This is a genomic window from Maribacter caenipelagi, assembly GCF_004364175.1.
Lineage (GTDB): Bacteria > Bacteroidota > Bacteroidia > Flavobacteriales > Flavobacteriaceae > Maribacter > Maribacter caenipelagi.
In genome coordinates this window covers 134326-158539 of sequence record NZ_SNZW01000015.1, presented here as the reverse complement: position 1 = coordinate 158539, position 24214 = coordinate 134326, and the positions used below count along the sequence as shown (strand labels likewise).

Genomic DNA, 24214 nt, shown 5'->3' with positions numbered 1-24214 from the left:
AGGGGTATCAAATGAAACCTCATGAAACCATATAAAAACACCGCGTTGGTGTCTTAATCGGGAATTGCACACCACAGTATTTTTTGTACATTGAAGTAGCTTTTGAAGGTAATTGACCTTGTGTTTTTTATCGTCATTTTATTAATTTAAAGCTATGTAATATGTTAGAAAACAGTAGATTATCAGTCGTATTTGTCATTAGAAAATTTACTTCAAAAGTAGATACTATTAAGGTCTATGCTCGGGTCACCGTCGACGGTAAAAGAGCCGAATTCAGTTTAAATCGGGAATTGCAGGTGTCCCTTTGGGACGAAAAACGTAAAAGAGGTAAAGGATTTTCTAAGTACGTTATCTCGCTGAACAAGTATTTAGACCAAGTTTTTACAGGACTGCATGAAGCGCATCGCCAACTTTTACAAGAGGAAGTTGACATTACTTCTGCGGGAATAAAAGCAAGATATTTAGGGGAAGATGAAAAGGGCAAGACACTACTCGATTTGATTACGTATCACAATACTTCTATGGATACTGTTCTACGAAAAGGTACGATGAAGAACTACCACACTACAGAACGTTGCCTCAAAGAATTCATGGAAGAAGAAAAGGGTATTAAGGATATACCTCTTAAAAAATTAAACTACGCATTTATTGTTGATTACGAACAGTACATAAGAAAGTACAAGCCGGCCACGAGAATGGGTTGTGCGAATAACGGGACTATGAAGCATATGGAGCGGCTAAAAAAGATGTCAAGATTGGCCGTAAAGTTGGAGTGGTTAGAGAAAGACCCTTTTATCAATTTCAAATTGCGATTTGAAAAAACAGAACGCCAGTTTTTGACAGAGAGAGAATTGCAGCTCATTGAAGAAACCACGTTTAAACTGCTAAGTACCCAGCGTATAAAAGACCTGTTCGTTTTTGCCTGTTATACAGGCTTGTCTTATATCGACGTTCGCGAATTAAAAGCCGACCATTTGGTAAAAGGCATGGACGGTAACGATTGGTTGTACACTAAAAGAACAAAGACAGACGAGCCCTTGAAGATTCCTTTGTTACCAAAGGCCAAGGAAATTATAGATAAATATAACGACAATGTTAATCTGTTTGAAAACGGAAGGTTACTACCTATTTACAGCAATCAAATGATTAACCGCACTTTAAGAGATATTGTCGCCGCCTGCGGCATTCGTAAAAAGGTAACCTTTCATGTAGCGCGGCACACCTTTGCTACTGCCATTACACTATCAAATGGTGTGCCGATTGAGACTGTTTCAAAACTTTTGGGGCATACTAAACTTTCGACCACTCAAATCTATGCAAGGGTTGTGGAGAAGAAGGTGGGGGAGGATATGCAGAATTTGATGATGCATATGAAACATAAGAATTATAGAGCTGAGGAAGTTTCTTAGGTTGTACTATAAAGTTTTGAGTTATTTAACTTGAGCTTTGATTACGACATAAAATAAAAAGGTCTGTGAGACCTATTTATTTTTGAGCGAGATTTAGCGCCGGCAAAGTAATTACAATCTTCATTGATTTTTTTCTTTCTAAAAACTTTCTTCTCAAAAGGTAATGGAACGCTTATTAACTGACCGAAAATAGGAGGGAAGGCAATGTGTGTGGAATGGGATTTTACTACAATTATTAACTCTATTACGGTTTTCCGTAATTGATTACTTGTTAAATTTTATTACTTTTAGAAATCCTCATTCCTTTAGAAATATAGCAACAAGGTTTAACCTACACCTTGTGCCTAACCCTTTATAATTAGTATTCCAAATTATGTGGAACGATAACGAAACTAATCAAGACTTAATTGATTACAAATATTTAACTGATTCAATTAATCTTATAATTAATAATGACAATTTAGTCCCTTCGACTATAGGAGTGTATGGAGATTGGGGAAGCGGAAAATCAAGTTTGATGAAGATGATTGAAATTGAAAACACAAAGGAGGACAACTTAATAATAAAATTTAATGGTTGGCTATTTGAAGGTTATGAAGATGCAAAAATAGCATTATTAAGTACTCTTGTCGATGAATTAATTAAGAGTAGAACTTGGGACAATAAAGCCTTAAAGTATATTGGGCGTTTAGTTAAAAAAGTTAAATGGCTTAAGGTATTGACAAAAACTGGTCAAATAGGATTTAATACTTATATGGCAAGTAATACGGATTTTGACTATGCAAATGCATTAAAAGAGATATCTGATTTGAATATAGAAGATTATGTAAAAGAAATACAAGATGAAAATCAAGATATAATTGAAAAAGGAATAAGAGAGTTTCATAATGATTTTGAAACTTTGATAAAAGAAACGAATATCAATAGAGTAATAGTATTAATTGATGATTTAGACAGATGCAATCCGGACACAATAATATCCACACTTGAAGCCATTAAATTATTTCTTTTTGTAGACAAAAGTATATTTATAATATCTGCAGATGAGCGCCTAATTAATTACGCTGTCAAAAAGAAGTTTCCTGAATTACCTTCAACTGATTATGATGTCAGTAAGGATTATATTGAAAAATTGATTCATTTCCCTATTCGAATTCCGTCGATGAGTGAGCCTGAATTCGAAACATATACAAATTTTCTTTTCTCAAAATTACATCTTAAATCTACCGAATTCGAAGAATTAATCTATAAAGCATTTAATAATTCATCGGATGATATTATTACTTCAAAATTAAATTCAGAAAATATTTCCGATTACTTAAGTATTGTGCCTGAAGGTTTAAAACAAGATTTAATTCTTTCTAAACAAATAAATTCAATATTGGTTTCAATATTAAGCGGCAATCCAAGACAATGCAAGCGATTTTTGAATATGTTGATGATTAGACTAAATATGGCTAAATCAAAAGGGATAGACTTGAAGAAGAATGTTCTTGCGAAATTGATGTTACTGGAATATTTTAAAACGGAATCTTTTAACCAACTTGTGAAGGCTTCATATGAGAAAGATAAAAATGTCCTTAAAAGTGTTGAAAATATTGATGAAGCAAAAGAAAATATTGATAGTTCATTTGATGTATGGATGAGTGATACGTGGTTGAAAAAATGGGTTATCACAGAACCAAAGCTTGGTGAGATTGACCTTAAAAACTACTTTTATTTTACAAGAGGAAATTTGAATTTTGAATTATTATCCAATAAAAGAATCTCGCTAGAAGCTAGAGAAATACTTGAAAACTTACTAAAAGGAGGTGCGTTGCAAACTAAAGCATTAAAGGGTAGCTTAAACCTGTCATCAACTGATATAACGTCAATTTTTTCAGAGATATCGAATAGAATTAGTATTGAAGAGGTTATCAAAGAAAGAGGAAAACTTAACATACTTCTTTTAAAGTTTTGTCAAAAACATCCAATATTAATATCAGAATATTGTGCTTTTATGGATAATGCCTCCGAAAGTATAATTATGCCTGCTAATGTGCCAAATTTACTTTTATTAACTGATGGAACTCCATTTGAGCCGACAGCAAAGAAAATTATTTTCAAATGGTCAAATTCTAACATTTCTATGTTGTCCAAAATAGCCAAGTCAAAATTATAATATATGGGAACATCCAAACCAAATAGAGGGCCGAAAGGGACTCCAAATCCAATTCCAGAATGGGTAAGTGATTCTAATTTTGATGGACCATCTCCAGCAGCAAATTCTGATAATAATGACCAGGAGGAAAATGGTGACGAAAATGCAAAAGATGAGGAGCACTCAGATAAAATGAATTGGAGTGATGTTAGACGAAGCTTTACAGCCTTTACAAAAGAAACAAGTAAAAGTAATTTTAAAAAATTCACATCAAAATATCGAAAGGCTTCGGGAGGAAAAAAAAGTTTAGCTAATTCTGCTCAAAGTGGAAAAAAGGGAGCTATAATTTTAGTAGATTTTCTTGAATCTATTTCGAAAAAAGGGTTTGAAGAGACATTAGAAAAATATAATATCGGTGATATTTCTTCATTAAATGCTGAAGGTTCAATAAATAAGCTTACGGAGATTTTTATTGATTTAGATGGTACGGACGAAGGAAGTGCTGCATCTTATGCTGCTGTTGAAACAATAAATAAGCTGTATAATGATTACACCGATAATCCAGATGAAATAAATGCTTTGGATGACAATAAGATTTCTGAATATTTAGAATTTTATATTTCTAAATATATTTTTGAAAGGATTTCAATAGAAATTACAACGGCTTTAGAAGAAAAAGATTTATCATCTAATGAAGTTAAAGGAATTGAGACACAAATTGAATATTTTATCGATGCTGAAGTAAATTTAAAGTTCTCAGAATCAAATTTTTCAAATATGAATTTGAAGAAAAAAAACAGAATTATTAACAAAATATTTGAAGACGCTTATTCCCTTATCTAAATATGAAAGTATCAGTTATTTTAAAAGAAAATAAATCAGATAAATATTCAATTGCTAATGAACATTGTTTTTATCTAGATTCTATTATTACTAATCCGAAAGATTCAAAATTAAGGGAATCTATTGTTAGACATAATATTTTTAATTTTCTTTCCAGTAAAGAGAATTTTAAATTATGTCCAAATAGTTTAGCAATCGACTTTGCTAATATCTCAATGGCTGCCTATGCAATAGACCAAGCTGCAAATAGAGAAAAATTTGGGCATTATGGTTGGAGCAGATATATCGAATTGAATATTCCCGTCTATAACCTAGAAAAATGGAATAGCTCTAAACAGCAGTTTGAGAGAACACTTTCTTTTTTAAGTGGAGATAAATGGATATTAAATTTTAGAAAGTGTAAAAAGCCGTTTCCAAGTTTTACAATATCAGAATTTCGTACTGATAAAGTTTGTTTATTTTCTGGAGGAATGGACTCATTTATTGGTATTTCTGATATAATGTCAAATAAAAATAGCTTAGCCACTATATCACATCATAAGGGAGGAAATTCAGGAGAATTGACTACTCAAAAAGAGCTGGTAAATTTATTACAGAATGAAGTAGTAGATAAAGAAATTTTACCTTATTATTTCTTTGTACAAGCTCGCAAAAATGATGTTCTTTTAGGAGAAAGAACTCAAAGAGCGCGCTCAATACTATTTCTTTCTTTAGCTCTTCTTGTAGCGAACTCCTCAAGTGATAAGACAGAAGTGATTATCCCCGAAAACGGATTAATTTCATTGAATTTACCTTTAACTCCAGCAAGAGGAGGTAGTCACAGCACAAAAACTACGCATCCAAAATATATATCTTCTCTAAATGAAATATTTGAAATGGTAGGAATCAATAATAGGATTATTAATCCTTATAGATTTATGACCAAAGGAGAGATGTTTGCAAAAACTAAAATGCCAAAATTTGTTTCTGAAAACATTAACAAAACACTTTCTTGTTCAAAGCCAGGATACTACCAACAATGGAAAGGTGAAAAAGAAAGACAATGTGGTCATTGCGTACCGTGTATAATTAGAAGGTCTTCTATGTATTTAATAAATAAAGATGATGCTACAAATTATGTCAAGAATGTTATTGGCTCAAATCATAGGTATGATGATTTTAATGCATTTAAGATTGCAATTAAGAGATATTCTAAAAAAGATAAAATAAGATTAGCTTTTCAAAAATCTGGTTATATGGATATTTCAGAATTCGAAATAAGAAAATATGTCAATATGTATAAAAGGGGGTTAAAAGAGGTTAGGAACTTTATGAATCAATCCTAAGAAGTTGTTATAAAAATAATTTGTGATAGAAGTGTCTAGCATATTGAATGTATTATAAACTATGATTATATTAGTTTAGCAATAAAAGTATTATGAATGCAATTTAAAAAATTAAGTGCATCCTATATTTTAAAGGTGGATGAGCTTTTTGAAGGTAAGGGCTGGGAGGTTGAGCCAGAAAAAAAGATGAAGACGTCACTTTATAATAAATATATTGATAGACTTACAAGAATACCAGATAGTACAAGACCCCTTTTTCTGGAACTCTCGGATAGGTTTGATAGAATTGGAATAACCGAGATTTATAAGCTGTTTAGCGAGGCATATGACAAAGTAGATAAGGCATATCTTACCAATGCAAAAAAAATTTATATTATTCCCCTAGTTGAACTAGAGATTCGACCCAAACAGGAATATAGGGGTGAAAATGTTCTTAAGAAGCTTTGGTCTTACTTAAAATTTATATTTAAAAAGCCTAAGGCAGTTAGGCCTAAGAACAAAAGTGGTGAAAGGGTTCTTTCTATAGTCGAGATTGAGTACAGGGATTTAGAGCATAGTGATAAATTTATTTTTCCCGAAAATTATGCTCGATTTAAAAGTATTTTTAATTCAAAAAAGGATTTGTTAATTTTAGTTGATGATTTTATTGGTTCAGGAGATACTGCGAATAACATACTAAGCCAATATTTTAAAACTAAAAAATTCAACTCCAAGAATACAATACTAATATCACTTATTTCTCAAAAAATTGGTGTAGAAGCTATTAGAAAAAAACATAAGGTAAATGTTTTTCAATCTATTTTAAGAGAAAGATGTATTAGCGACTATTACCCGATAGCTTTGGCAAATGAGAATATTAAAAAAGTGGAGATGATGGAAGAATCAATTAAATGTGTGACTGATTTAAGTTTAGGTTATAAAAAGTCAGAAGCTCTGGTCTCAATTATGAATAAATCTCCGAATAATACATTACCTATTTTTTGGCATGAAACAAGAAGTCTTGCAGCGCCTTTTCCTAGAAGAAAAGCCTATAATAAATAGACAAATATGGAGGAAATATCTAATCAAGTAAGGTTTTTATTGTTGACCATTATTGAAAATGATGGAGATATAGACGAATTCCGTAGATTAGGCTATAGTTATTTTCAAATAAAAGACTTCATAAAAGGTGAAATAAAAAATGGTAATGCAGAATTTGCAGATAGCATTTTAGGTCTTACTGAACAAGGGTTGGAAGTAAGAAATAAACTAAGTGAAGAATTAAACTACAAACATAGTGGCAAAGTAGTTAGTCCTAAATTATCAAGTAAAATCCAAGAAATCTTTAATTCTGATACCATATTTATACCTTCTGAAAACGAACTGAATTTTTGAATTCAATTAAAAAAAGCTTAAATTTACGATGGATGTACGAGTCGTACCATCTGTATAGGGAATTTAATTTCAGAGCAGTTCCGAATCAAATACTCCTCCAGAGTCGTCGCATTTGATTCGGCCTTCCAAAATACTGGGACCTTCGGGTCCCATTTGAGATTTAAGTAGTTATGAGTTTTGAGGTGTATGCGAAAAAATTTAGGGTTAACGCGGAAAATTTGGGTTACTCCGAAGAGAACGTTGTTAAATGTATAAATTATGCAAGGCCTATATACGAAAATGGTTTACCTATTATCTACAATTTAACCCATTTAAGTAAGTTGGTTGGGTTTGAGAAAAATTATATCATTCAAGCCGCTGTAGTTTCTAAACATTCGGAGGCGTACTATAGATATCATAAGGTATTGAAAAAGAATGGTGATTTCCGAAAAATAAAGGAACCTCTTCCTAATCTAAAGGCAATTCAACATTGGATTCTTGCAAACATACTGGAAGAAATAGAGCCAAGTGTATATGCAAAAGCTTATGTCAAAAAAAGAGGGTTAAAACAAAATATAAGATTCCATAAAGCCCAGAAAAAAGTTTTTACAATCGATATTAAGAACTTTTTCCCATCTATTAATATCAACCAAATTGAAAAAATTTTTATAGAAACAGGCTATTCTATTGAGTTATCAAATTACTTAGCTAAATTATGTTGTCTTAAAAATACCTTACCTCAGGGAGCTCCAACCAGTCCATATATCTCTAATTTAATTTTAAAAGATATTGATAATTCAATTGCCATTTTCTGCAAAGAATTAAAGGTGAGATATACTAGGTATGCAGACGACTTGACTTTTTCAGGTGATTTTGAGGAAGAATCATTATATGAGTTTGTGAATGCTTTATTAGAGAAAAATGGCTTTGAACTAAATAAAGAAAAAACTAGGTTGATGCTATCTAGTCAAAGGCAAATTGTAACTGGTATAATAGTAAATTCCAAACCTCAATTGGATAAAGAAACTAGAAAACTGATAAGACAAGAAATTTATTACATCAAAAAATTTGGTTTGGAATCGCATATGGAAAGGGCTAAATTGAGTGGGAGTTTGTATTTAAACCAACTGATGGGAAAGATTAGCTTTGGTCTTTATTTGAACCCATCTGACATGAAATTAAGAAGTTATATCAAATATCTTGCTGGTTTGTATAAGGAGCTTTACTAGTTGATGGCTGAGGCCTAAGAGAATTTAGGCAAAACAATATGCGAGTGAAGCGGGCACATTCATAATCCTGCCAAGCCCCTGCGGAAGTCGGCAATCCCTTCCACTCAAATCCTCCCCCTGCAGACACGCTTCGCTGGTCCGCAAGAGAAGTCTTTCCGTTCCGGTTTTTCCGACCTCCTCGTAGCCGCACAAAAGCACAAGCGGCGAAAGACCGCTTGACCTTTCTTCTCCCTACCCACAAAAACCTTAGCTATTTCTATCCAATTAATAATCCACCACATCGAAAATGTAAAAATGTCTAAAATCTTTTAACTATCTTGAAATCAAGAGCTAGCTGAATTGAAAAAGATAATCGACACTATTGCGAATTGGTTGTTCGCCCTTAATGAAAGGAAGGAAAGAGTCGGACATGACTTTACCACTTTTATGAAAAGGGGAAACAACAGTATGATTTTCGGACTTATATTGTTCGGCTTGTTTGTCGGTTATGTTGCGTTTGACCTTTTCGCCAACTATGGAAGTTTATGGATTGCCCTGATTCCAATAGTTCTTTTTGTTGTTTTCATCTTTGCGGCTTTGATAACCAATTCCTACAAGGACAAATTAAAAAAACACAATCGCAACCCGCGAATGAAACTGGTGGGTCTGAACCTTGACTTCAACAAACGTGTCTTCAAAAGAATATATATATCATTGACCCAATATGAATACTTGGACGAAAACATGACCAGTTTCCAAGATTTTTATAATGTATTCGTATTGGATTTTCAGGATCATGATTCGTCACTGCATTTCATCTGTACCCAACCCCAGTTAAAATACATCCTTAAGAAGTTCAAGGAACTAAAAACCGGAATCAGTTATGTATCCTTTGAACGTTCCGAGAAAGTCTACCACAAAGGAAATCTGATTTCCGCAGAAACATTATCAAAAAAGTACAATGAGTTTCCGCCAGACCACGAATTTGAAGATCGCATCGATTCATTTTTCGATTTCTTGGGGGATATTTAGAAATTTTAAGGGGTAGACTTCCCCTTTTTGACCTTCCAGCCGCTTTCATCCAGTTACATTGCATTGCACATTTGTAACACAAGTATCCGCTTCTTAGGATACTTTTTAAAGCATGTAACTATGGAAACTGAAAACGACATGATTGAACTCCTAAAGGATATAAGGGGGCTTCTTTCCCATCAAAAGAAAGTAATGAACGTAGATGACCTTGTAGCCTATACTGGTCTCTCAAAAAGCAAGATTTATAAGCTGACCCAATTGCGTTTGATACCCATGGGAGGTAACAAACACATCCGCCAGAAATTCTTCGACAAGGATATAATCGATGCCTGGCTATTGGGCGAACCTAATCTATCGGATAATTATTTGGAACGGGAATTTGACAATCAACTTTCTCAAAATAAAAAATAATAGTTTACTAAAAACATTCTTATTAGTGATAGTAAAATGAAACTAGGAAGTATGTGGATAGGGAGAAAAATAAGCAAAACGGAATACAGCGTAATAATGCGTATGAGTGGGAATTCAAGATGTGTCATTGTCATGACAAATCTTGCTTTTGCTCCCGAAGGTCGCAAAAGGATAGGAATTAACAATTGAGTTTTTGATTTGCGATTTAATCAAGGGTATTGTTATTGAAATTGATTAAAAAAATGTTCCGCTATAGAAATTAAAACCAAGAATGAAAAAGGAGTTCGTACAATTTCGATGTTCCATTTATGAAAAGAAACTGCTCAGGGTCAAGGCCCACAAGAGCGGACTTTCCATTAGTGAATATTGCCGTCGTGCTGCTTTCAATGACCGGATAATCGAACGGCTTTCGGAGGAACAGATAACCACGTATAAAATGCTGGCCAAGTATCAGAACAATTTTAAACTCATCGGCAATATGTTCCGAAAACGTGATCCGAAATTGGCCGATGAAGTCACTCAATTGGCAACTGAAATACGACAACATCTTTTAAATTTCAGAAAATGATAGGCATGGGAAAATCGATATCACATACGGGAGCTTCAATGGGTTACGGATGGGATGCCGAAAAAGAAGCAAAAGTGGTCTATCGAGAACATCTCGCAGGAGATAACCCAAAGGAGATTACACAAGAGTTCAGCATCATACAAGCACAAAATCACAGATGTAAAAAGAACACCTTGAGTTTTGTGCTTAGTCCCACGATTGAAGATGGTCGCGATTTAAAGGACAAACAGCTAGCTGAAATTACCCTAAGATTCGTCAAGGAAATGAAATTACAGGAGCGACAGGCGATTGCATTTGTGCATCATGACAAAGTACATATTCATATCCATTTATATGTCAATCGCATCGGGTTTGATGGAAAAGCCTATAAAGACAATTATGTTGGAAAACGAAGCCAACAGGCAGCCGAAAAAGTGGCTCAGCAAATGGGTCTGACTACAGTTAGAGAGGTGCAACAAGAAAAGTTAAATGAAGTCAAAAATATACGTGAGGAAATCAAACAAATCCATGAAACGGTAATCTCCGAAATGAAGCCCAAGGATTTTGACCAATATCTAAAATACATGAAACAGAATAAGGTAGAAGTGATTCCCAGCATCAACAAGTCAAATCAGTTGCAAGGTTTCCGCTTTGAATATAAAGGACATAATCTGAAGGGGAGTGAAGTACACCGTTCCATGTCGATGGGAAGAATAGCGCAACGAATCGAATTCGATAAAGCGGTTACACAACGAATAGTGAAGGAGAACACATTGGATCTTTTAGGCAAGACCGTAAGCGTAGCACCAAACTTGGCAGTGACCCTCGCTAAGAAGGTCATTAAAATCAGCATCAAAAAAACAATAGGATTAGGAATGGAACTATAGGATTATGGCAAAAATGGACGAAATTATGGAAGTGCTTACCCAAGAAATAGTTGGGTTCAACAATTCCATCGGTAAACTGGAAGAACTTTCAGAACGGTTTAACAAGCAAAAAATACAGACGGATACCACAAGGTTGGAGTCCCTTCTAGAGGATTTCTTCAATGCGCAAAAGGGAACCTTGACATCCTATGAAAAACGAACGGAGGAAGTCTTGAAGAAGATTGAAAAGTCTAGATGGACTCCTAAATGGGAAGTTGCATTGCTTTATATCTACTTAAGTATTAACACCATTGCTTTTGGTTATCTAGGCTATTATTTTATCAATTACGAGTTGAAAATACAGGATGCGGTTAAGGAGGCTAGGGTAGAAGGCTTTGGTAGGGCAAGACAGTATTTTAATGACCATCCTATAATCTATAAGGATTTTGAAAGGTGGGCCAAACGGCAGGATAGCGTTCCAAATCAAATGTAGGGCGGCGCCCTATCGGATTTCTTCTTTACGCTTATCTACCGGAACGCTAAAGAAATGCAACAGGATCCGTGCGCAGGTAAGTTATGGTAAGATTTGGGGAAAGCCTAGTATTTATTGAGCTCTTTATCACAGTATTAAAGATAATGATTGTTATTTCAATCAAAATAGGTATATTTGCATGAAATAACAATCATTTGGTTATGGCTAAAAGAAAACAAACGCTGTTTCCCAAGCATATAAAGGTTTTAGAGCGAATGGGAGAAAACATAAAATTAGCTCGGAAGAGAAGAAAACTTACAACGATTCAAGTTTCTGAAAGGGCTGATATTGTTAGGAGCACACTATACCTTATAGAAAAAGGCGACCCGAGCGTTGGTATTGGTTCCTACTTTAATGTATTTCGGGTTTTAGGGTTACAAGATGATTTCCTAAAACTAGCTGCCGATGATGAATTTGGAAGAAAACTACAAGATTTAGAACTGTTATAATTTGGAAATGGCAACTGGAAAATTAGACATATACGTTTATGCGCATTGGCAAGGAATGCCAGAGGCTAAGTTGATTGGCGTTCTCGCAGCTCATTATGCCAAAGGGAAGAAAGCATTTAGTTTTGAATACGATAGCAATTGGATAAAATCAGAACACCAACTGCTATTGGATCCAGATATCCAATTCTATTCTGGTCCACAATACCCCAATAATAAGGAGAACTTTGGGGTCTTCTTAGATAGTATGCCAGATACTTGGGGAAAAACCTTGATGAAAAGACGGGCGGCCCAAGAAGCAAAGGAAAAGAATGAAAGAGCATCAACCTTATACGAAATAGATTTTTTACTTGGGGTGTACGATGAAAGTCGGATGGGAGCATTGCGCTTTAAATTAAATCCAGATGGGCCATTTTTAGATGACAACGAATACTCACCAACACCACCATGGTCTTCGGTTCGGCAGTTACAGGAGGCAGCTAAGAATTTTGAGAATGATACCGATAATGAAGAAACAAAAAAATGGTTGGCCCTTCTTATGGCTCCTGGATCTTCTTTAGGTGGTGCAAGGCCTAAGGCTAATATTTTAGATGAACATGGAAATTTATGGATTGCGAAGTTTCCTTCCAAGAATGACAATATAGATAAAGGAGCATGGGAATTTCTAGTGTTTCTATTGGCGATAAATTGTGGTATTGATATGGCACCATCAAGAATTGAAAAGGTTGTTGGGAAGTACCATACGTTTTTTACGCAGCGTTTTGATAGAGTAAGAGAGGAGCGGATACACTTTTCATCCGCAATGACCATGACGGGTAATAACGAAGATACGATACGAGATAACCCTGCAAGTTACTTGGATATGGCAGAGTTTATTCAAAACAATGGTGCTAACATCGATGAAAACCTAAGTCAACTATGGCGAAGGATTATATTTAATATTGCGGTTTCCAATACCGATGACCATTTGCGGAATCATGGTTTTATTCTAACGTCTAAAGGGTGGGTGCTTTCTCCTGCATATGATATTAACCCGTCAATAGATAAAGATGGTCTAGCATTAAATATTGATATGGAAAACAATGCTTTGGATGTGGAATTAGCCATAAGCGTAGGGGAGTACTTTCGATTGAATAATGAGCAAATGGATAGTATTATCAAAGAAGTTCTAGGATCGGTGGGGCAATGGAAAAAGATTGCAGGAGAAATTGGAATTTCCAGAGGAGAACAGGAGCTGATGGCCAGTGCATTTCTAGAAAATAGATAATTTTGAATTTTTTAGGTTACTGAAAAGATTGATATTATTTATTAATACATGATTTATATTTCATAATATTTGGCTAAAGAATTCGTTTTTATTGAATTGAATAATTAGCAGAACGGGATTTTAAAGAAAATTTAAGCTCTTGAACTGAGTAATTAGAATAAAATTTCAAAATCCAGTAAGTTTGAAAGATAAATCCTACTTAAGTGCTTAAAAAAACCTTCTTATTTGCCCTAATCATCACTATTTCTATAGTAGCTTGTACCGAAGAATCTGAGGACAATGATATACCACCGAACCAACTTGACAAAATTGAAATTTCTTCGTTTAAAATTTTAGAAAACTCGGTAAATGGCATCACTACGGAAACAAAGGTTTTAGTTGAAAGTACCTCTGGGGCAACAGTTAATGACCATGGTGTTTTTGTTTTGAAAAACAATGAATTCTATGATAAAATAGTATTAGGAGAACTGAGTGAGACTACTTTTATAACTACTGTTAGTTCAGGCTTAGAAAGAGGACAGAATTATGACATTTATCCCTACATATATGCAAAGGGGACATTTTTTTACGGGGATACCTTGAATTTTGAAAGTATAGTTGAAATTGACTTTGAATTATTGGACTGGTATCCCAAGCAGGCATTTGTTAACGATACCATCAGTTTTATAGGGAAAAATTTTTGTTCTTCCTCCGAAACGATTAAAAATGGTTTTAGTCTAAATGGCGCCAACCAGAAAATCATATTTGAATCAGATAGTTTGGTGAAAGCTGTTATTCTTCCAAATATGCAAGTTTCCGAATTAGGCGCTGCTCTTGAAACCTGCGGAACAAGTACTTCATTAGAACCTAATTTTATTATGACCCCACCTGTTTTTGATTCTATTTCTCCAAAGGAAGCGTATCTCGGAGAAAGCTTTTTCATTTATGGGAAAAACTTTCATTCAGAGTTTTCAAAAGTTTGGATTGATGATTATGAATTGGTTCTCATAAACAATAATTACACAGATAAGATTGAGGTAAAAGTAGCCGAGGATTTTCCTGTGGGTTTATTGGATTTAAGGATTCAGGTTCTAGATAGAGCTATTGAAAAACAAAATTATTTTCAAAGTACTATTCCTGTGATAGATGAATTGGATAATAGAGAAACAGGCTTTTTAGATACCTTAACGGTTAAAGGTGACTATCTTTTGCAAAAAAATAAACCTTTAGAGGTATTTGTAGGGGGTAGGCAACAACACATTATAGACTCCTCTAAAACAGAAATTAAAATAGTAATAGATACTTATTTTGAAGATGAAAACCCAACACTAATTGTTAAAACAGGTGAGTTTGAGCTTTCTGAGAAAATTACAATGCTACCACCGCAAATTATATCCGTAGATAAAGACTTATATCATCTCTATGACGAGAATATAACCATAAAAACCAAATATTTTTTAGGTTTTAAATCAAATATAAAAATTGGTAGGGCCGAATGTTCAAATAATTCATATGATTTTGAGCCCATCGATTCTCAAGGCAATTTAACAATATCATTAACTAAATGGTTAGATGCCACTGCAGCCAGATATCCCAAATTTGAATTTGACGGTCAAGGAGAATTAAAGATTGAATTAACAACCGCCTATGGTGTGGCGGAAAAAAACTTTAAAATTTATTCACCAGAAATTAAAAGTATATCCAGCGATATTTATTACCACGGCAATCAAATTGGTTTAAATGGATTGGATTTTGGCTACAGGGATGTTAGCACAGTTTATGTAGATGGTGAAGAGTTTCCATTTTCCGGAAATTCAAATTATTCCTTGTATAATACAAGTATTGCATTTCCTGTTCCTAGTAATCTTCTTCCTGGAACCCATACTATTAAAGTAGTAACAGGTGGGCAAGAATCTAATGAAGTTTCTTTTGTTTTGGGAGATGTTTCCGTGACCGAAATACAATCTGGTACCGGAACAAGAAAGGATGTATATACCATGGAGGGGACTAATTTAGATCAAGTATCAAAATTTGGTTTCAAATTAAATGGCATTTCCTGTACCTTGATAAATGCCACGAAAAATCAGGCACAAATTATCCTTCCGTACTTTATTCCATTAACGGGCAATGATGAAATTATTATGAGCTATGGTGATGAGAACAGGTCTATAGGTTTCATTAACGGTATTGAGCCATATGAAAAATTAGAGGAATATCAACAGCCGTCAGAGCTCAATAAATTCAGTAAAAGTTTTGAGCATAATGGCAAGCTGTATGCATTAACCTATGGTGGCATTTATGAATTCAATCAATCAACATTAAGTTGGAGTCTTTTTGAAAGCAACATACCAAACTTAAGTAACTATACCATTGTTAACTATACTATCTCCGTAGTGGGTGAAGATATTTATGTGTTTTATTTTGATAAGTTTTTAGTCTATAACATGCAATCCAGAACATGGAAGGAGGTTGGTCTTATTATTTTAGATGGACTTTCCGCTGTAAGGGGTACCGTTTACGGAGAATATGCCTATCTATGGATGAAAAGACCAGAAAATTTCAGCGATTTAATACTCTATAAGTATGATTTAAATTTAAACACTTATGTCGTTGTAAATCAGCCTGTTTTAAAAAACACCTTACAAAGTCCTATGGCATCCAATATTTACCAAAAAGATGGTTTCTTATTTTTAGATGTACTTGATGATAATATAATGATGTACGATATGGTAAACGATTCTTGGGAAAATATAGGGTTTCCTAAAGGTTTATATACCTTTCATTATCACAGTAATCTTTATATGTATAACAATATCCTTTACTATAGCGGGGGTAGGGGTAATGAGGCACCAGAGCAGTATATTTTCGCCTATGATTTTAGCACAAGAACATGGACAGAGAAAACCCCGATGCTTCTTACACTAATAAATCATTCTGTTTACGGTTTAAATAACAAATTATATTTTGGTCTTGGTGCGGGAATATACGGTTATGACAATTATGAAATGATTAGATATGATATTGCCAATGACCCCTATTAAACAAAAATCACGTTTAGCTCATCTAAAATGAATAAAATTAGCTTATCCATAATTGTTAGTGTTCTATTACTCTTATCCTGTACTAAAGAAGAAAATTCGAACGCTATATCCAAACCTTCATTCACTAGTTTACCTAGTGCATTAATAGAAGAAGAAATCGTAATTGACGGTCAAAATTTTGAACAGGGAAAACTACAAGTCTTCTTTGATAATGAAGAGTCTTACATAAACTACTTGACGGATAAAAAAATAAAGGTCAAAGTGCCAAGAAGTATTGAGAGGTATAACCCAACAGTACGTATTGTTGACTTAAAAACCAATGAAAATATTCTCGAAGAGACTTTTATATTGAAAAAACCTGTCATTAAAGGTTACGATAAACAAGAAATCTCTTTTCAGGAAGTTTTAGTTATTCAGGGCGAGAATTTTGACAAAGATAGAGATTTTGTAAAAGTCTCAATTAATGGTGAGAGCGCTAGTGTAATCAGGGCAAGTCATAATGAGGTGGAAGTATATATACCAACCGCGCTAGCTAAAAGCAATCTTGTAGTTGAATTGACAGCACAGTTTCAAAAGGTAGTTTCAGAGGAGTCATTAAAATTAACTAAACCAATAATTACGAATGTGCCTGATGACTTTTGGGCAGGCCAAGAATTGGTTTTAGAAGGGTCTGGTTTCAACCCTGATGGTAAGTTCACATCGATACTAGTGGATGGAAAAGAATCGAGCATTTTCAGCGGTGTTACACATACTATTAGATCAAGTTATCCATCAGGTCCTTATAAAGATTTTTTTATAAACGAAGTAGTTTATAAAATGGCGGACTATGAAATTATATTGAACGGAAATTGGGAAATAAAAAATGATGGTATTATTGTAGACTATGAGCCAGGGTATATTACACATCCACCAATAGTGCACAACAATAAAGCCTATGCTTACTTTTGGAAAAATGAAGGCCTTTACGATACTAAGGTTGCACTCTATGAGTTTACACCTGATAGTCAAGAATGGGAGGAGGTGCCTGGAAGTAGTTATCTTGGTTATATAAATAATGTGGTGTATAATAATGACGGATTTCTTTATGCTTATAAGAATCCCGATGATAGCTCTAGAATATTGATACGAATAAACTTGAATACCTTAGAAGAAGAGCTTATTCCACTTCCATTTTCAGACAATAGACAAGCTACTTTTATGCTGCATTTTCAAGAAAAACTCTATGTCTTAAACGGGGAAGCCGTGGATGACAACTACAATCTCTACGATGTGGAAGAAGATTGGCGGTTCGATGAAATTACTTCAACTTGGTCTGAGTTGGTTGATGGCACTATGTCAGGGCATTTCGCTAATCGGGAAACCGGATATTGGGGTGGTTTTCTGCATGAAGGGGCTCTTTACATGAACTATAATAACACAAGTCATCGCCTTAACCCCAATCTTAGTTTAGACACCCTTGACAATGAAATCTATATGGTGTATCAAAATACTTTAATTACGTCCAATGGATCACGAGGTGGTTTCAGAGATTTCGAAGCTGACTATACAGTTTCAGGGGTTGAACATAATCTAGGTTTTGCCCGTGAATTGCGTCATTTTTTTCAGTTGAACAATGAAATTTATTTCAGAAAAGGTCAATCAACGTATAAACTAAAAAAAGAAATTTTAGATGAAATTTTATAAAGCTCCATGTTTGGTTGCCGTATTTTTAATATTGGCAGGTTGCTCTTCTAAAGATGATTCGGATTTTACAGCTCCAGAATTAACCGTAACGACTTTCAGCCCGTCTAAAGAAGCCATAGAGATTACATGGGAGCTTTCAAAGGGAGCTGATGTGATTATTGAAGACCTTTTAGTCTTTCGCGAGACCAAAACGGATGACTCTGAGCGAACATATTTTGAACTTATAGAGAGTTTACCCTCATCTGCAAAAAGCTATATAGATACTGATGTACCCTATGTGTCTAAAATCAGTTATATCATCAAAGCTAATTATCGCCTTGATACCCAAGAACTAAATGAAATCGTATTAATTGAAAGTGAAGCCCAAGTGTACTCTAGGTTATTTCCAGAATTTAACAGAGTTCCTTTTCAAGTTTCTAGAGATCCTATAGACAAAAATATCTATCATATATTAGATATATGGGACATGGCACAACTAGTTCGCTATGACGGTACATTGAACAGAGTCGTTCAAAAACGCGAATTGAGCCAAAATCATGAATACTATGATAAGTTTATCTTTTATGAAAACAAAATAGTGGCGGCGGATTTGAATGGTTCTATTTTCTTTGTAGACAAGGACACTTATGAAATCGATAAGCATTATACTGCTGAACTTAATGATGATTTCGAAAGTTTCGGTATTATCGGCGATAGGTTATATTTTGTTGATGACTTTTCATTTGATTATGTTGATTTAGTGACTGGTGAGACCATAAAAAATGGTTTGGGGCATAGCTTTGAATATTTTGAAGTATTAAATGATGAAACACTTCTTACTTTAAGTTCAGGGCCGCGTACGTCTTCCGCTTCTATTTACGAATTTCAACCGGATTTGGACCCGGGTAGTGGTTGGGATTTTTCCCTTTTAAGAACTATCAGTACCTATTCTGAACAAAATCTAGATGGCGATGACATCGATGAGTTTATGGTTACATGGAATAATGATAGATCACAGTTTGTAACAGCTATCGAAGGACGTTTTTTTAATATTGATGACTTATCTCCTGGAGCAGTTTTAGGTAATATTACAGGCAAAAAATATTTGAATTATCTGTTTGATGAAAATGGTGACATCTATGCATCCGTACAAAAAGAGAAAATAATACATGTGTTCGACGGCGAAACTTTTGAATTGAAACAAGAAATTCTAACCAAGTTGTATCCCATATATCCTATGCTTACCGATAATGGTCTTGTTTGTATTGGTGCCTACGAAAAAGTCGAATATTGGGGTTACAACTATGCATATGCAAATGGATTCGATTCTAAATGCGCCTTGGAGACTTTTCAAGTTTCAAATTTGTAAACCACCTGTAAAAAACGGTCAAAGTGAACCACTGAAAACGGATTTTTTGAACCACTTACAAAATCGTTTCACACCATGTTAGAAAAGGATTTACATTAAATATTGCGTTGCTCACTTTAATCCGGCGGGGTTGGTACACTATGTCCGTCCTTTCCACCGTATTGAGTTAACAGAGATTTGTGACTATTAAAAAGACAGTTAAAATTGCCTTAAATAAAAATGGGGGCTATAACTTTAACCAAATAAATTAAATAAAGTTATAACAACTTAGAATACTATAAATCATGAAACAAAAACTAATTTTATTTTTAACAATAATAAATATGGGTTTTCTTACCCATGCCCAAGATGAAAAGCTAAGTGTTACTGTGGCCTACCCGCTATCGGTTGGGGATAATTTTTTGGCCAATGATAATGGTATTGTTGATGCGGGATTACAATTTCGCTTTTTAGAGTCTTCCGCTTTTAACTTTGGTCTAACTGCTAACGTTGGTTTTTTTGCCAGTAGTGATAATTTAGGTCAATTTACTATAAAGAACAACGTTTTACTCCTACAACCTAGGGCCTACGGGGAGGTAAATGCTGAGACGTTAAATGGTTTTAGGCCATTTTTTGGACTGGGTTATACGATTGTTAACTCAAGTACAAAATTTAATAGTGACCAAACACCGGATAGGAGTGATAGTACAGGAGCGATAAATTTGAATCTTGGTGCCGCTTACGATATAACTAACGATTTGTTCGCTTTTGTTTCTTATGACTATCTAAATGTATCGAGAGATAATCCAAACCAAAATAATAGTTTTTTTGAAACCGCAAACGTTTTGAAAATAGGTGTAGGGCTTCGTTTCTAAATAACTTGCACTACACAATATAAATTGTATCCCAAATTTGAATAAGCTTTTTTTTTGTTTTTTTAATGAATGCTAGCCTCTTTGCCCAAAACGAGGTTACCATTTGGTATTTTGGCCAAAATGCCCGGCTTGATTTTAACTCGGGAGCACCCGTTGCATTAACAGATGTTCAACTCAATACTATTGAAGGATGCGCTGCCATTTCAGACGCTACGGACAGTTTATTTTTTTATACGGACGGTATTACCGTTTGAAACAGGAACCATGTTCCCATACCTGCAAAAAACGGTCAAAGTGAACTACTGAAAACGGATTTTTTTGAACCACTTATGAAATCGTTTCAGACTGTGTTAAAAAAGGGTTTGCAATAAACATTGCTATGCTCACTTTAATCCGATGGGGTGCTATACTATATCCCTCCTTTGAACTATACCCTCAACTATTAGCTTATTCTAATAGATCTGACATTTTTAGACAAATTCTTACAAACGTAAAACTGATAAGTTGGAAGTTTCCTAGCCAGATTTTTTTTTAAATAGTTCTATAAATTGACTATTTATCAACTTAGCAAGATTTTTTGTATTCTTCAAATTTGAACTAGATTTTCATTATGTCGATGTTATCGACATAGTTATATGCATATGTCGAAATCATGTACAACCCAAAAGAACCTTATAACAATTTACCCTTAGTACCACCAACGGTTGAGCTTGAAACCAAGAAGGTTTTAAAGCAGGCAATCGCTACCACAAGAGTTTTGGCAGAATTGAAGGGTAGGGCAGATGAAATTCCCAACTAGTCTATATTGGTCAATGCTATTACCTTACAGGAAGCAAAAGACAGTTCCGAGATTGAAAATATAGTAACTAGTCAAGATGATTTATATCAGGCGTTTTCGACAAAAACCAATACGACCAATGCACAAATTAAAAAGGTTTTAAGATGTCGACAGGCTTTATGGGACGGATAAAACAGCTTTGACAAAAGACCACTTTCAACAAATACATTTGACTCTATTGTACAGACTATCAAAGAAAACAACGCTGGAATACAAAAAACGACAGGTACTCGTATAACGAGTGATGGCCAAAATATTTATGCACCACCTGAGAGAGAAAAGATTATCAAGGACTTGTTAAAGAATTTAGAGGATTTTATGCATTCTGAGAATGGTCTAGATGATTTGGTGCGATTAGCGGTAATGGATTACCAATTCGAGGCTATACACCCATTTCCTGACGTTAACATAAGAACCGGACGTATTTTGAATATTCTCTATTTGGTCGATAAAGAATTGTTGGATACTCCGATTCTATATCTGAGTAGATATATCATAGCAAACAAAAATCAATACTATAAAAACTTAAGGGCAGTTACCGAAAAACAAGATTGGGAAGGATTATGTATATGCTAAAGGGAGTCGAAGAAACAGCAATCTATACATTACAAAAGATAAATTTCATCAATTCGCTCATGCAGGAAACAATCGCATTGGCAATGGAGAAGCTACCTACGCGCGTATATTCAAAGGAATTGATAGAATTACTTTTTGAGCAGCCCTATTGCAAGGTAAAGTTCTTTATAGATAAGGACATCGCCAAACGCCAGACCGCTGCAGAATATTTACAAGAGTTAGAAAAGATTGGCACCCTTAAATCGCAAAAGATAGGTGTGGAGAATTTGTTTTTTAACGTCAAATTATTTCAAATACTCAAAAATTAGAAGGAAGTTTAAATATGAATTTAAGTTAGTCAGATTTAATTTACCCTGACTTTGTTACAGAAAATTCACAAATTTACCCTTACTCTGTTAGAATTCACGAAATATAAGCTTCAAAGCCTGTTTGATAAACCATACGAAATCGCGCTTTTTCAAATACATATGATTAGATGAAAACGTATGAAAATATTTCTTACTTTTATACTGTAAATAACACAAAATACCTAAGTTCTTTAGCTACCATTTTTATCAAGTGTCCATATCGGGTTTTGATTTAGATAAGTGTAATTAAAATACTGATAATCAAATATTTGTAACAATAGGGTGCATGCTGTCATCCCGACAAATTATAGTATCAATCTATAGCAAAAACCTGTTAATCGTATGATTATCAGGTTTTTTCGTTTTTAGGGATATCAAAACATATCATTTAATCCTAATAGAAATGTCAACAAATCGGTCAACAAATTTAAAACTGTAAAAGTGTTGACCTATTTGTTAAAAATCCAAATGCGTTGACTAAATAAATGTATCTTTATAAGTGATTTGACTTTCGTCTGATAACAAAATAAATGTTAATTAAAAGACGAAATCGTGAAGACATCTTCAACATTCAGTATTCTCTTCTGGGTAGATTTTTCCAGAGTCAAAAACAATCAGGCCTCACTTTATGCTAGAATTACCGTAAATGGTAAACGGGCAGTCATTAGTTTAAAACGGAAAATTTTAATATCGGGCTGGGATGTGCATAAAAACCGAGCTAAAGGGACTAGCCAAAAATCGAGAATACTTAACAGCTATTTGGACGAGACCTATAATCACTTATTTCAGTGCTACCGAGATTTAAAGGCTGAAAATAAGCTAATTACCGCACAGGCAGTTAAGGCAAGATTCCTTCGGGTAGATGATGCCCATCGTTCGGTTACGGATATTATTGCTTACCATAACGAGGACATGAGGGGCAAGTTAAAATGGGGAACCCAAAAAAATTATTTCACCACACAAAAATATGTTTCCAAATTCCTACTAAAAACTTATAAGTCCTCGGATATGTACTTGAGTGAACTCGACTATGACTTTATCATAAAATTTGAAAAATTTCTAAGGTCTTACGTACCTGAAGACCATCAACAGAGAATGGGTAACAATACTGTGATGAAACATATAGCACGTTTCAGAAAATTAATCAACCTTTCTCTAAAATTGGGATGGATACAACGTGATCCCTTTATCAACTTCGAATCAAAATATAATAAAACAGAAAGAGGCTTTTTAAGACTTGACGAACTTCAAGCAATAGAAGAAAAGTCCTTTGCCACAACTAGACTTCAGCTGGTAAAGGATTTGATATGATTTCATGGTTTTCGGTATTTGATTTACTTCCCACAGAGCCGTCACTGTCACCTTTTTTTGTTGCTTAATACTTTACAATATTCAGGCTTGGTAAGACGTATAAAAAAGAGGGAGGTACGAGCCTGGTTTATGCCGTGGTGCAAGAATGAATGTTGTTTTTTTGCCGTCAAAAAAAGGGTGATAGTGGCGGTTCGGGCAGTGGGTTAAATACATTGAAGTAGTGAAATTTTAAATTCTGTTGAAGCGGAATAAAACACTATATATCAAATTCAGTTCAAGCGGACTTAATTCACGGTTTTGACTTGCAATGAAGCGTTCCTTTCCAGAGTATCGGGAAGAGTTAGCGTAATGGAAAGTTAAAAGCGGGGATTGTGTCCAAGACGAATTGGGACGAAGGTTTTTTCCCGTAATGGAGAGTAACGGAATGGAGTGGGAATATGCTGAGGAATGGTTTAACTAGAGGAGACTATAAGAATTATTATATCATATTGAACATGATCATAATACTAATGAAATAGTACTTTGTCATTTAAAACGAGAGTATCTATAAATTAAATTATCAACAAAATAAAATACTGTAAATTGGAAAGTATAGTCAATTGTTACTCGTAATACTTAAATGTAGAAATAAAAAAATGAAGAAAATTATCGATAATCAAGAGCTTGAATTAATTTATAAAAGTGGAAACGGTGCTTGGACATACCATCTTGTCATTCCCAATACAGCCGATATAGATGGAGCTTGGGGTTCGCTAAAAGTATCTGGATTGATTGATGATTACGAGTTGAAAGAAATGAATTTGGCACCAAGGAAAGAAGAGGACAAAATGATTTCAATAAACCAAAAAATCAGAAATG

Annotated in this window: 25 protein-coding genes; all 25 read left to right on the top strand. The window is 34.2% G+C overall.

Features of this window, described 5'->3' with window-relative positions:
• Positions 1-161 precede the first annotated feature (161 nt).
• Positions 162-1409, top strand: coding sequence for a site-specific integrase (locus tag DFQ03_RS11240; RefSeq protein ID WP_133673281.1), 1248 nt, complete (start codon positions 162-164; stop codon positions 1407-1409).
• A 373-nt stretch (positions 1410-1782) separates the two neighbouring features.
• On the top strand, positions 1783-3570 hold the full coding sequence (locus tag DFQ03_RS11235; protein ID WP_133673280.1) for a KAP family P-loop NTPase fold protein: 1788 nt from the start codon (positions 1783-1785) through the stop codon (positions 3568-3570).
• A gap of 3 nt (positions 3571-3573) precedes the next feature.
• Positions 3574-4392, top strand: coding sequence for a hypothetical protein (locus tag DFQ03_RS11230; protein ID WP_133673279.1), 819 nt, complete (start codon positions 3574-3576; stop codon positions 4390-4392).
• A 2-nt stretch (positions 4393-4394) separates the two neighbouring features.
• Complete coding sequence (qatC, locus tag DFQ03_RS11225) at positions 4395-5717, top strand: Qat anti-phage system QueC-like protein QatC (RefSeq protein ID WP_133673278.1); 1323 nt, start codon at positions 4395-4397, stop codon at positions 5715-5717.
• A gap of 96 nt (positions 5718-5813) precedes the next feature.
• The gene (locus DFQ03_RS11220; RefSeq protein ID WP_133673277.1) at positions 5814-6758 is read left to right on the top strand and encodes a phosphoribosyltransferase-like protein; all 945 of its coding nucleotides are present in this window, start codon (positions 5814-5816) and stop codon (positions 6756-6758) included.
• Between the two features lie 6 nt (positions 6759-6764).
• The gene (locus DFQ03_RS11215) at positions 6765-7091 is read left to right on the top strand and encodes a hypothetical protein (RefSeq protein WP_133673276.1); all 327 of its coding nucleotides are present in this window, start codon (positions 6765-6767) and stop codon (positions 7089-7091) included.
• Between the two features lie 170 nt (positions 7092-7261).
• Entirely contained in the window at positions 7262-8299 is a 1038-nt protein-coding gene (locus DFQ03_RS11210; RefSeq protein WP_133673275.1) for a reverse transcriptase family protein, read from the top strand.
• A gap of 339 nt (positions 8300-8638) precedes the next feature.
• Positions 8639-9310 carry a hypothetical protein gene (locus DFQ03_RS11205; protein ID WP_133673274.1) on the top strand — a complete coding sequence of 224 codons (672 nt, stop codon included), beginning with the start codon at positions 8639-8641 and terminating at the stop codon, positions 9308-9310.
• Between the two features lie 120 nt (positions 9311-9430).
• The gene (locus tag DFQ03_RS11200) at positions 9431-9721 is read left to right on the top strand and encodes a helix-turn-helix transcriptional regulator (RefSeq protein ID WP_133673273.1); all 291 of its coding nucleotides are present in this window, start codon (positions 9431-9433) and stop codon (positions 9719-9721) included.
• 271 nt (positions 9722-9992) lie between these two features.
• Entirely contained in the window at positions 9993-10289 is a 297-nt protein-coding gene (gene mbpA, locus DFQ03_RS19200) for a mobilization protein MbpA (protein WP_133673272.1), read from the top strand.
• Between the two features lie 5 nt (positions 10290-10294).
• Positions 10295-11155 (top strand): relaxase/mobilization nuclease domain-containing protein, encoded by an 861-nt coding sequence (locus tag DFQ03_RS11190; RefSeq protein ID WP_317128173.1) that lies wholly within the window; start codon positions 10295-10297, stop codon positions 11153-11155.
• Between the two features lie 4 nt (positions 11156-11159).
• Positions 11160-11627, top strand: a complete 468-nt coding sequence (locus tag DFQ03_RS11185) for a DUF6730 family protein (protein ID WP_133673270.1) — start codon at positions 11160-11162, stop codon at positions 11625-11627.
• 200 nt (positions 11628-11827) lie between these two features.
• The gene (locus DFQ03_RS11180; protein ID WP_133673269.1) at positions 11828-12115 is read left to right on the top strand and encodes a helix-turn-helix domain-containing protein; all 288 of its coding nucleotides are present in this window, start codon (positions 11828-11830) and stop codon (positions 12113-12115) included.
• A gap of 7 nt (positions 12116-12122) precedes the next feature.
• A complete protein-coding gene (locus DFQ03_RS11175; protein WP_133673268.1) occupies positions 12123-13379 on the top strand; it encodes a type II toxin-antitoxin system HipA family toxin in 1257 nt (418 codons plus the stop codon).
• 203 nt (positions 13380-13582) lie between these two features.
• Complete coding sequence (locus tag DFQ03_RS11170; protein WP_133673267.1) at positions 13583-16399, top strand: hypothetical protein; 2817 nt, start codon at positions 13583-13585, stop codon at positions 16397-16399.
• A gap of 27 nt (positions 16400-16426) precedes the next feature.
• Positions 16427-18082 carry an IPT/TIG domain-containing protein gene (locus DFQ03_RS11165; protein ID WP_133673266.1) on the top strand — a complete coding sequence of 552 codons (1656 nt, stop codon included), beginning with the start codon at positions 16427-16429 and terminating at the stop codon, positions 18080-18082.
• Positions 18069-19430 carry a WD40 repeat domain-containing protein gene (locus DFQ03_RS11160; RefSeq protein WP_133673265.1) on the top strand — a complete coding sequence of 454 codons (1362 nt, stop codon included), beginning with the start codon at positions 18069-18071 and terminating at the stop codon, positions 19428-19430. Before DFQ03_RS11165 ends, DFQ03_RS11160 begins: the two co-directional genes overlap by 14 nt.
• A gap of 284 nt (positions 19431-19714) precedes the next feature.
• Entirely contained in the window at positions 19715-20284 is a 570-nt protein-coding gene (locus DFQ03_RS11155; RefSeq protein ID WP_133673264.1) for an outer membrane protein, read from the top strand.
• A 65-nt stretch (positions 20285-20349) separates the two neighbouring features.
• Positions 20350-20538, top strand: a complete 189-nt coding sequence (locus DFQ03_RS11150) for a hypothetical protein (RefSeq protein WP_133673263.1) — start codon at positions 20350-20352, stop codon at positions 20536-20538.
• A 398-nt stretch (positions 20539-20936) separates the two neighbouring features.
• On the top strand, positions 20937-21083 hold the full coding sequence (locus DFQ03_RS18945) for a hypothetical protein (RefSeq protein WP_208295912.1): 147 nt from the start codon (positions 20937-20939) through the stop codon (positions 21081-21083).
• Positions 21084-21089: 6 nt separating this feature from the next.
• A complete protein-coding gene (locus tag DFQ03_RS19260) occupies positions 21090-21254 on the top strand; it encodes a Fic/DOC family N-terminal domain-containing protein (protein WP_208295911.1) in 165 nt (54 codons plus the stop codon).
• 45 nt (positions 21255-21299) lie between these two features.
• On the top strand, positions 21300-21698 hold the full coding sequence (locus DFQ03_RS18935) for a Fic family protein (RefSeq protein ID WP_208295921.1): 399 nt from the start codon (positions 21300-21302) through the stop codon (positions 21696-21698).
• Between the two features lie 59 nt (positions 21699-21757).
• The gene (locus DFQ03_RS18930) at positions 21758-22006 is read left to right on the top strand and encodes a hypothetical protein (protein WP_208295910.1); all 249 of its coding nucleotides are present in this window, start codon (positions 21758-21760) and stop codon (positions 22004-22006) included.
• A gap of 591 nt (positions 22007-22597) precedes the next feature.
• Complete coding sequence (locus tag DFQ03_RS11140; RefSeq protein ID WP_166637464.1) at positions 22598-23356, top strand: phage integrase SAM-like domain and Arm DNA-binding domain-containing protein; 759 nt, start codon at positions 22598-22600, stop codon at positions 23354-23356.
• 635 nt (positions 23357-23991) lie between these two features.
• Positions 23992-24214 (top strand): DUF1905 domain-containing protein (locus tag DFQ03_RS11135; RefSeq protein WP_133673527.1); only part of this gene is annotated, 223 nt, incomplete at its 3' end.

Bases quoted from the DNA above. Each gene is read 5' to 3' on its own strand.
- DFQ03_RS11240 (WP_133673281.1), top strand. From the start codon at position 162: ATGTTAGAAAACAGTAGATTATCAGTCGTATTTGTCATTAGAAAATTT.
- DFQ03_RS11235 (WP_133673280.1), top strand. From the start codon at position 1,783: ATGTGGAACGATAACGAAACTAATCAAGACTTAATTGATTACAAATAT.
- DFQ03_RS11230 (WP_133673279.1), top strand. From the start codon at position 3,574: ATGGGAACATCCAAACCAAATAGAGGGCCGAAAGGGACTCCAAATCCA.
- qatC (WP_133673278.1), top strand. From the start codon at position 4,395: ATGAAAGTATCAGTTATTTTAAAAGAAAATAAATCAGATAAATATTCA.
- DFQ03_RS11220 (WP_133673277.1), top strand. From the start codon at position 5,814: ATGCAATTTAAAAAATTAAGTGCATCCTATATTTTAAAGGTGGATGAG.
- DFQ03_RS11215 (WP_133673276.1), top strand. From the start codon at position 6,765: ATGGAGGAAATATCTAATCAAGTAAGGTTTTTATTGTTGACCATTATT.
- DFQ03_RS11210 (WP_133673275.1), top strand. From the start codon at position 7,262: ATGAGTTTTGAGGTGTATGCGAAAAAATTTAGGGTTAACGCGGAAAAT.
- DFQ03_RS11200 (WP_133673273.1), top strand. From the start codon at position 9,431: ATGGAAACTGAAAACGACATGATTGAACTCCTAAAGGATATAAGGGGG.
- mbpA (WP_133673272.1), top strand. From the start codon at position 9,993: ATGAAAAAGGAGTTCGTACAATTTCGATGTTCCATTTATGAAAAGAAA.
- DFQ03_RS11190 (WP_317128173.1), top strand. From the start codon at position 10,295: ATGGGAAAATCGATATCACATACGGGAGCTTCAATGGGTTACGGATGG.
- DFQ03_RS11185 (WP_133673270.1), top strand. From the start codon at position 11,160: ATGGCAAAAATGGACGAAATTATGGAAGTGCTTACCCAAGAAATAGTT.
- DFQ03_RS11180 (WP_133673269.1), top strand. From the start codon at position 11,828: ATGGCTAAAAGAAAACAAACGCTGTTTCCCAAGCATATAAAGGTTTTA.
- DFQ03_RS11175 (WP_133673268.1), top strand. From the start codon at position 12,123: ATGGCAACTGGAAAATTAGACATATACGTTTATGCGCATTGGCAAGGA.
- DFQ03_RS11165 (WP_133673266.1), top strand. From the start codon at position 16,427: ATGAATAAAATTAGCTTATCCATAATTGTTAGTGTTCTATTACTCTTA.
- DFQ03_RS11160 (WP_133673265.1), top strand. From the start codon at position 18,069: ATGAAATTTTATAAAGCTCCATGTTTGGTTGCCGTATTTTTAATATTG.
- DFQ03_RS11155 (WP_133673264.1), top strand. From the start codon at position 19,715: ATGAAACAAAAACTAATTTTATTTTTAACAATAATAAATATGGGTTTT.
- DFQ03_RS11150 (WP_133673263.1), top strand. From the start codon at position 20,350: ATGAATGCTAGCCTCTTTGCCCAAAACGAGGTTACCATTTGGTATTTT.
- DFQ03_RS18945 (WP_208295912.1), top strand. From the start codon at position 20,937: ATGTACAACCCAAAAGAACCTTATAACAATTTACCCTTAGTACCACCA.
- DFQ03_RS18930 (WP_208295910.1), top strand. From the start codon at position 21,758: ATGCAGGAAACAATCGCATTGGCAATGGAGAAGCTACCTACGCGCGTA.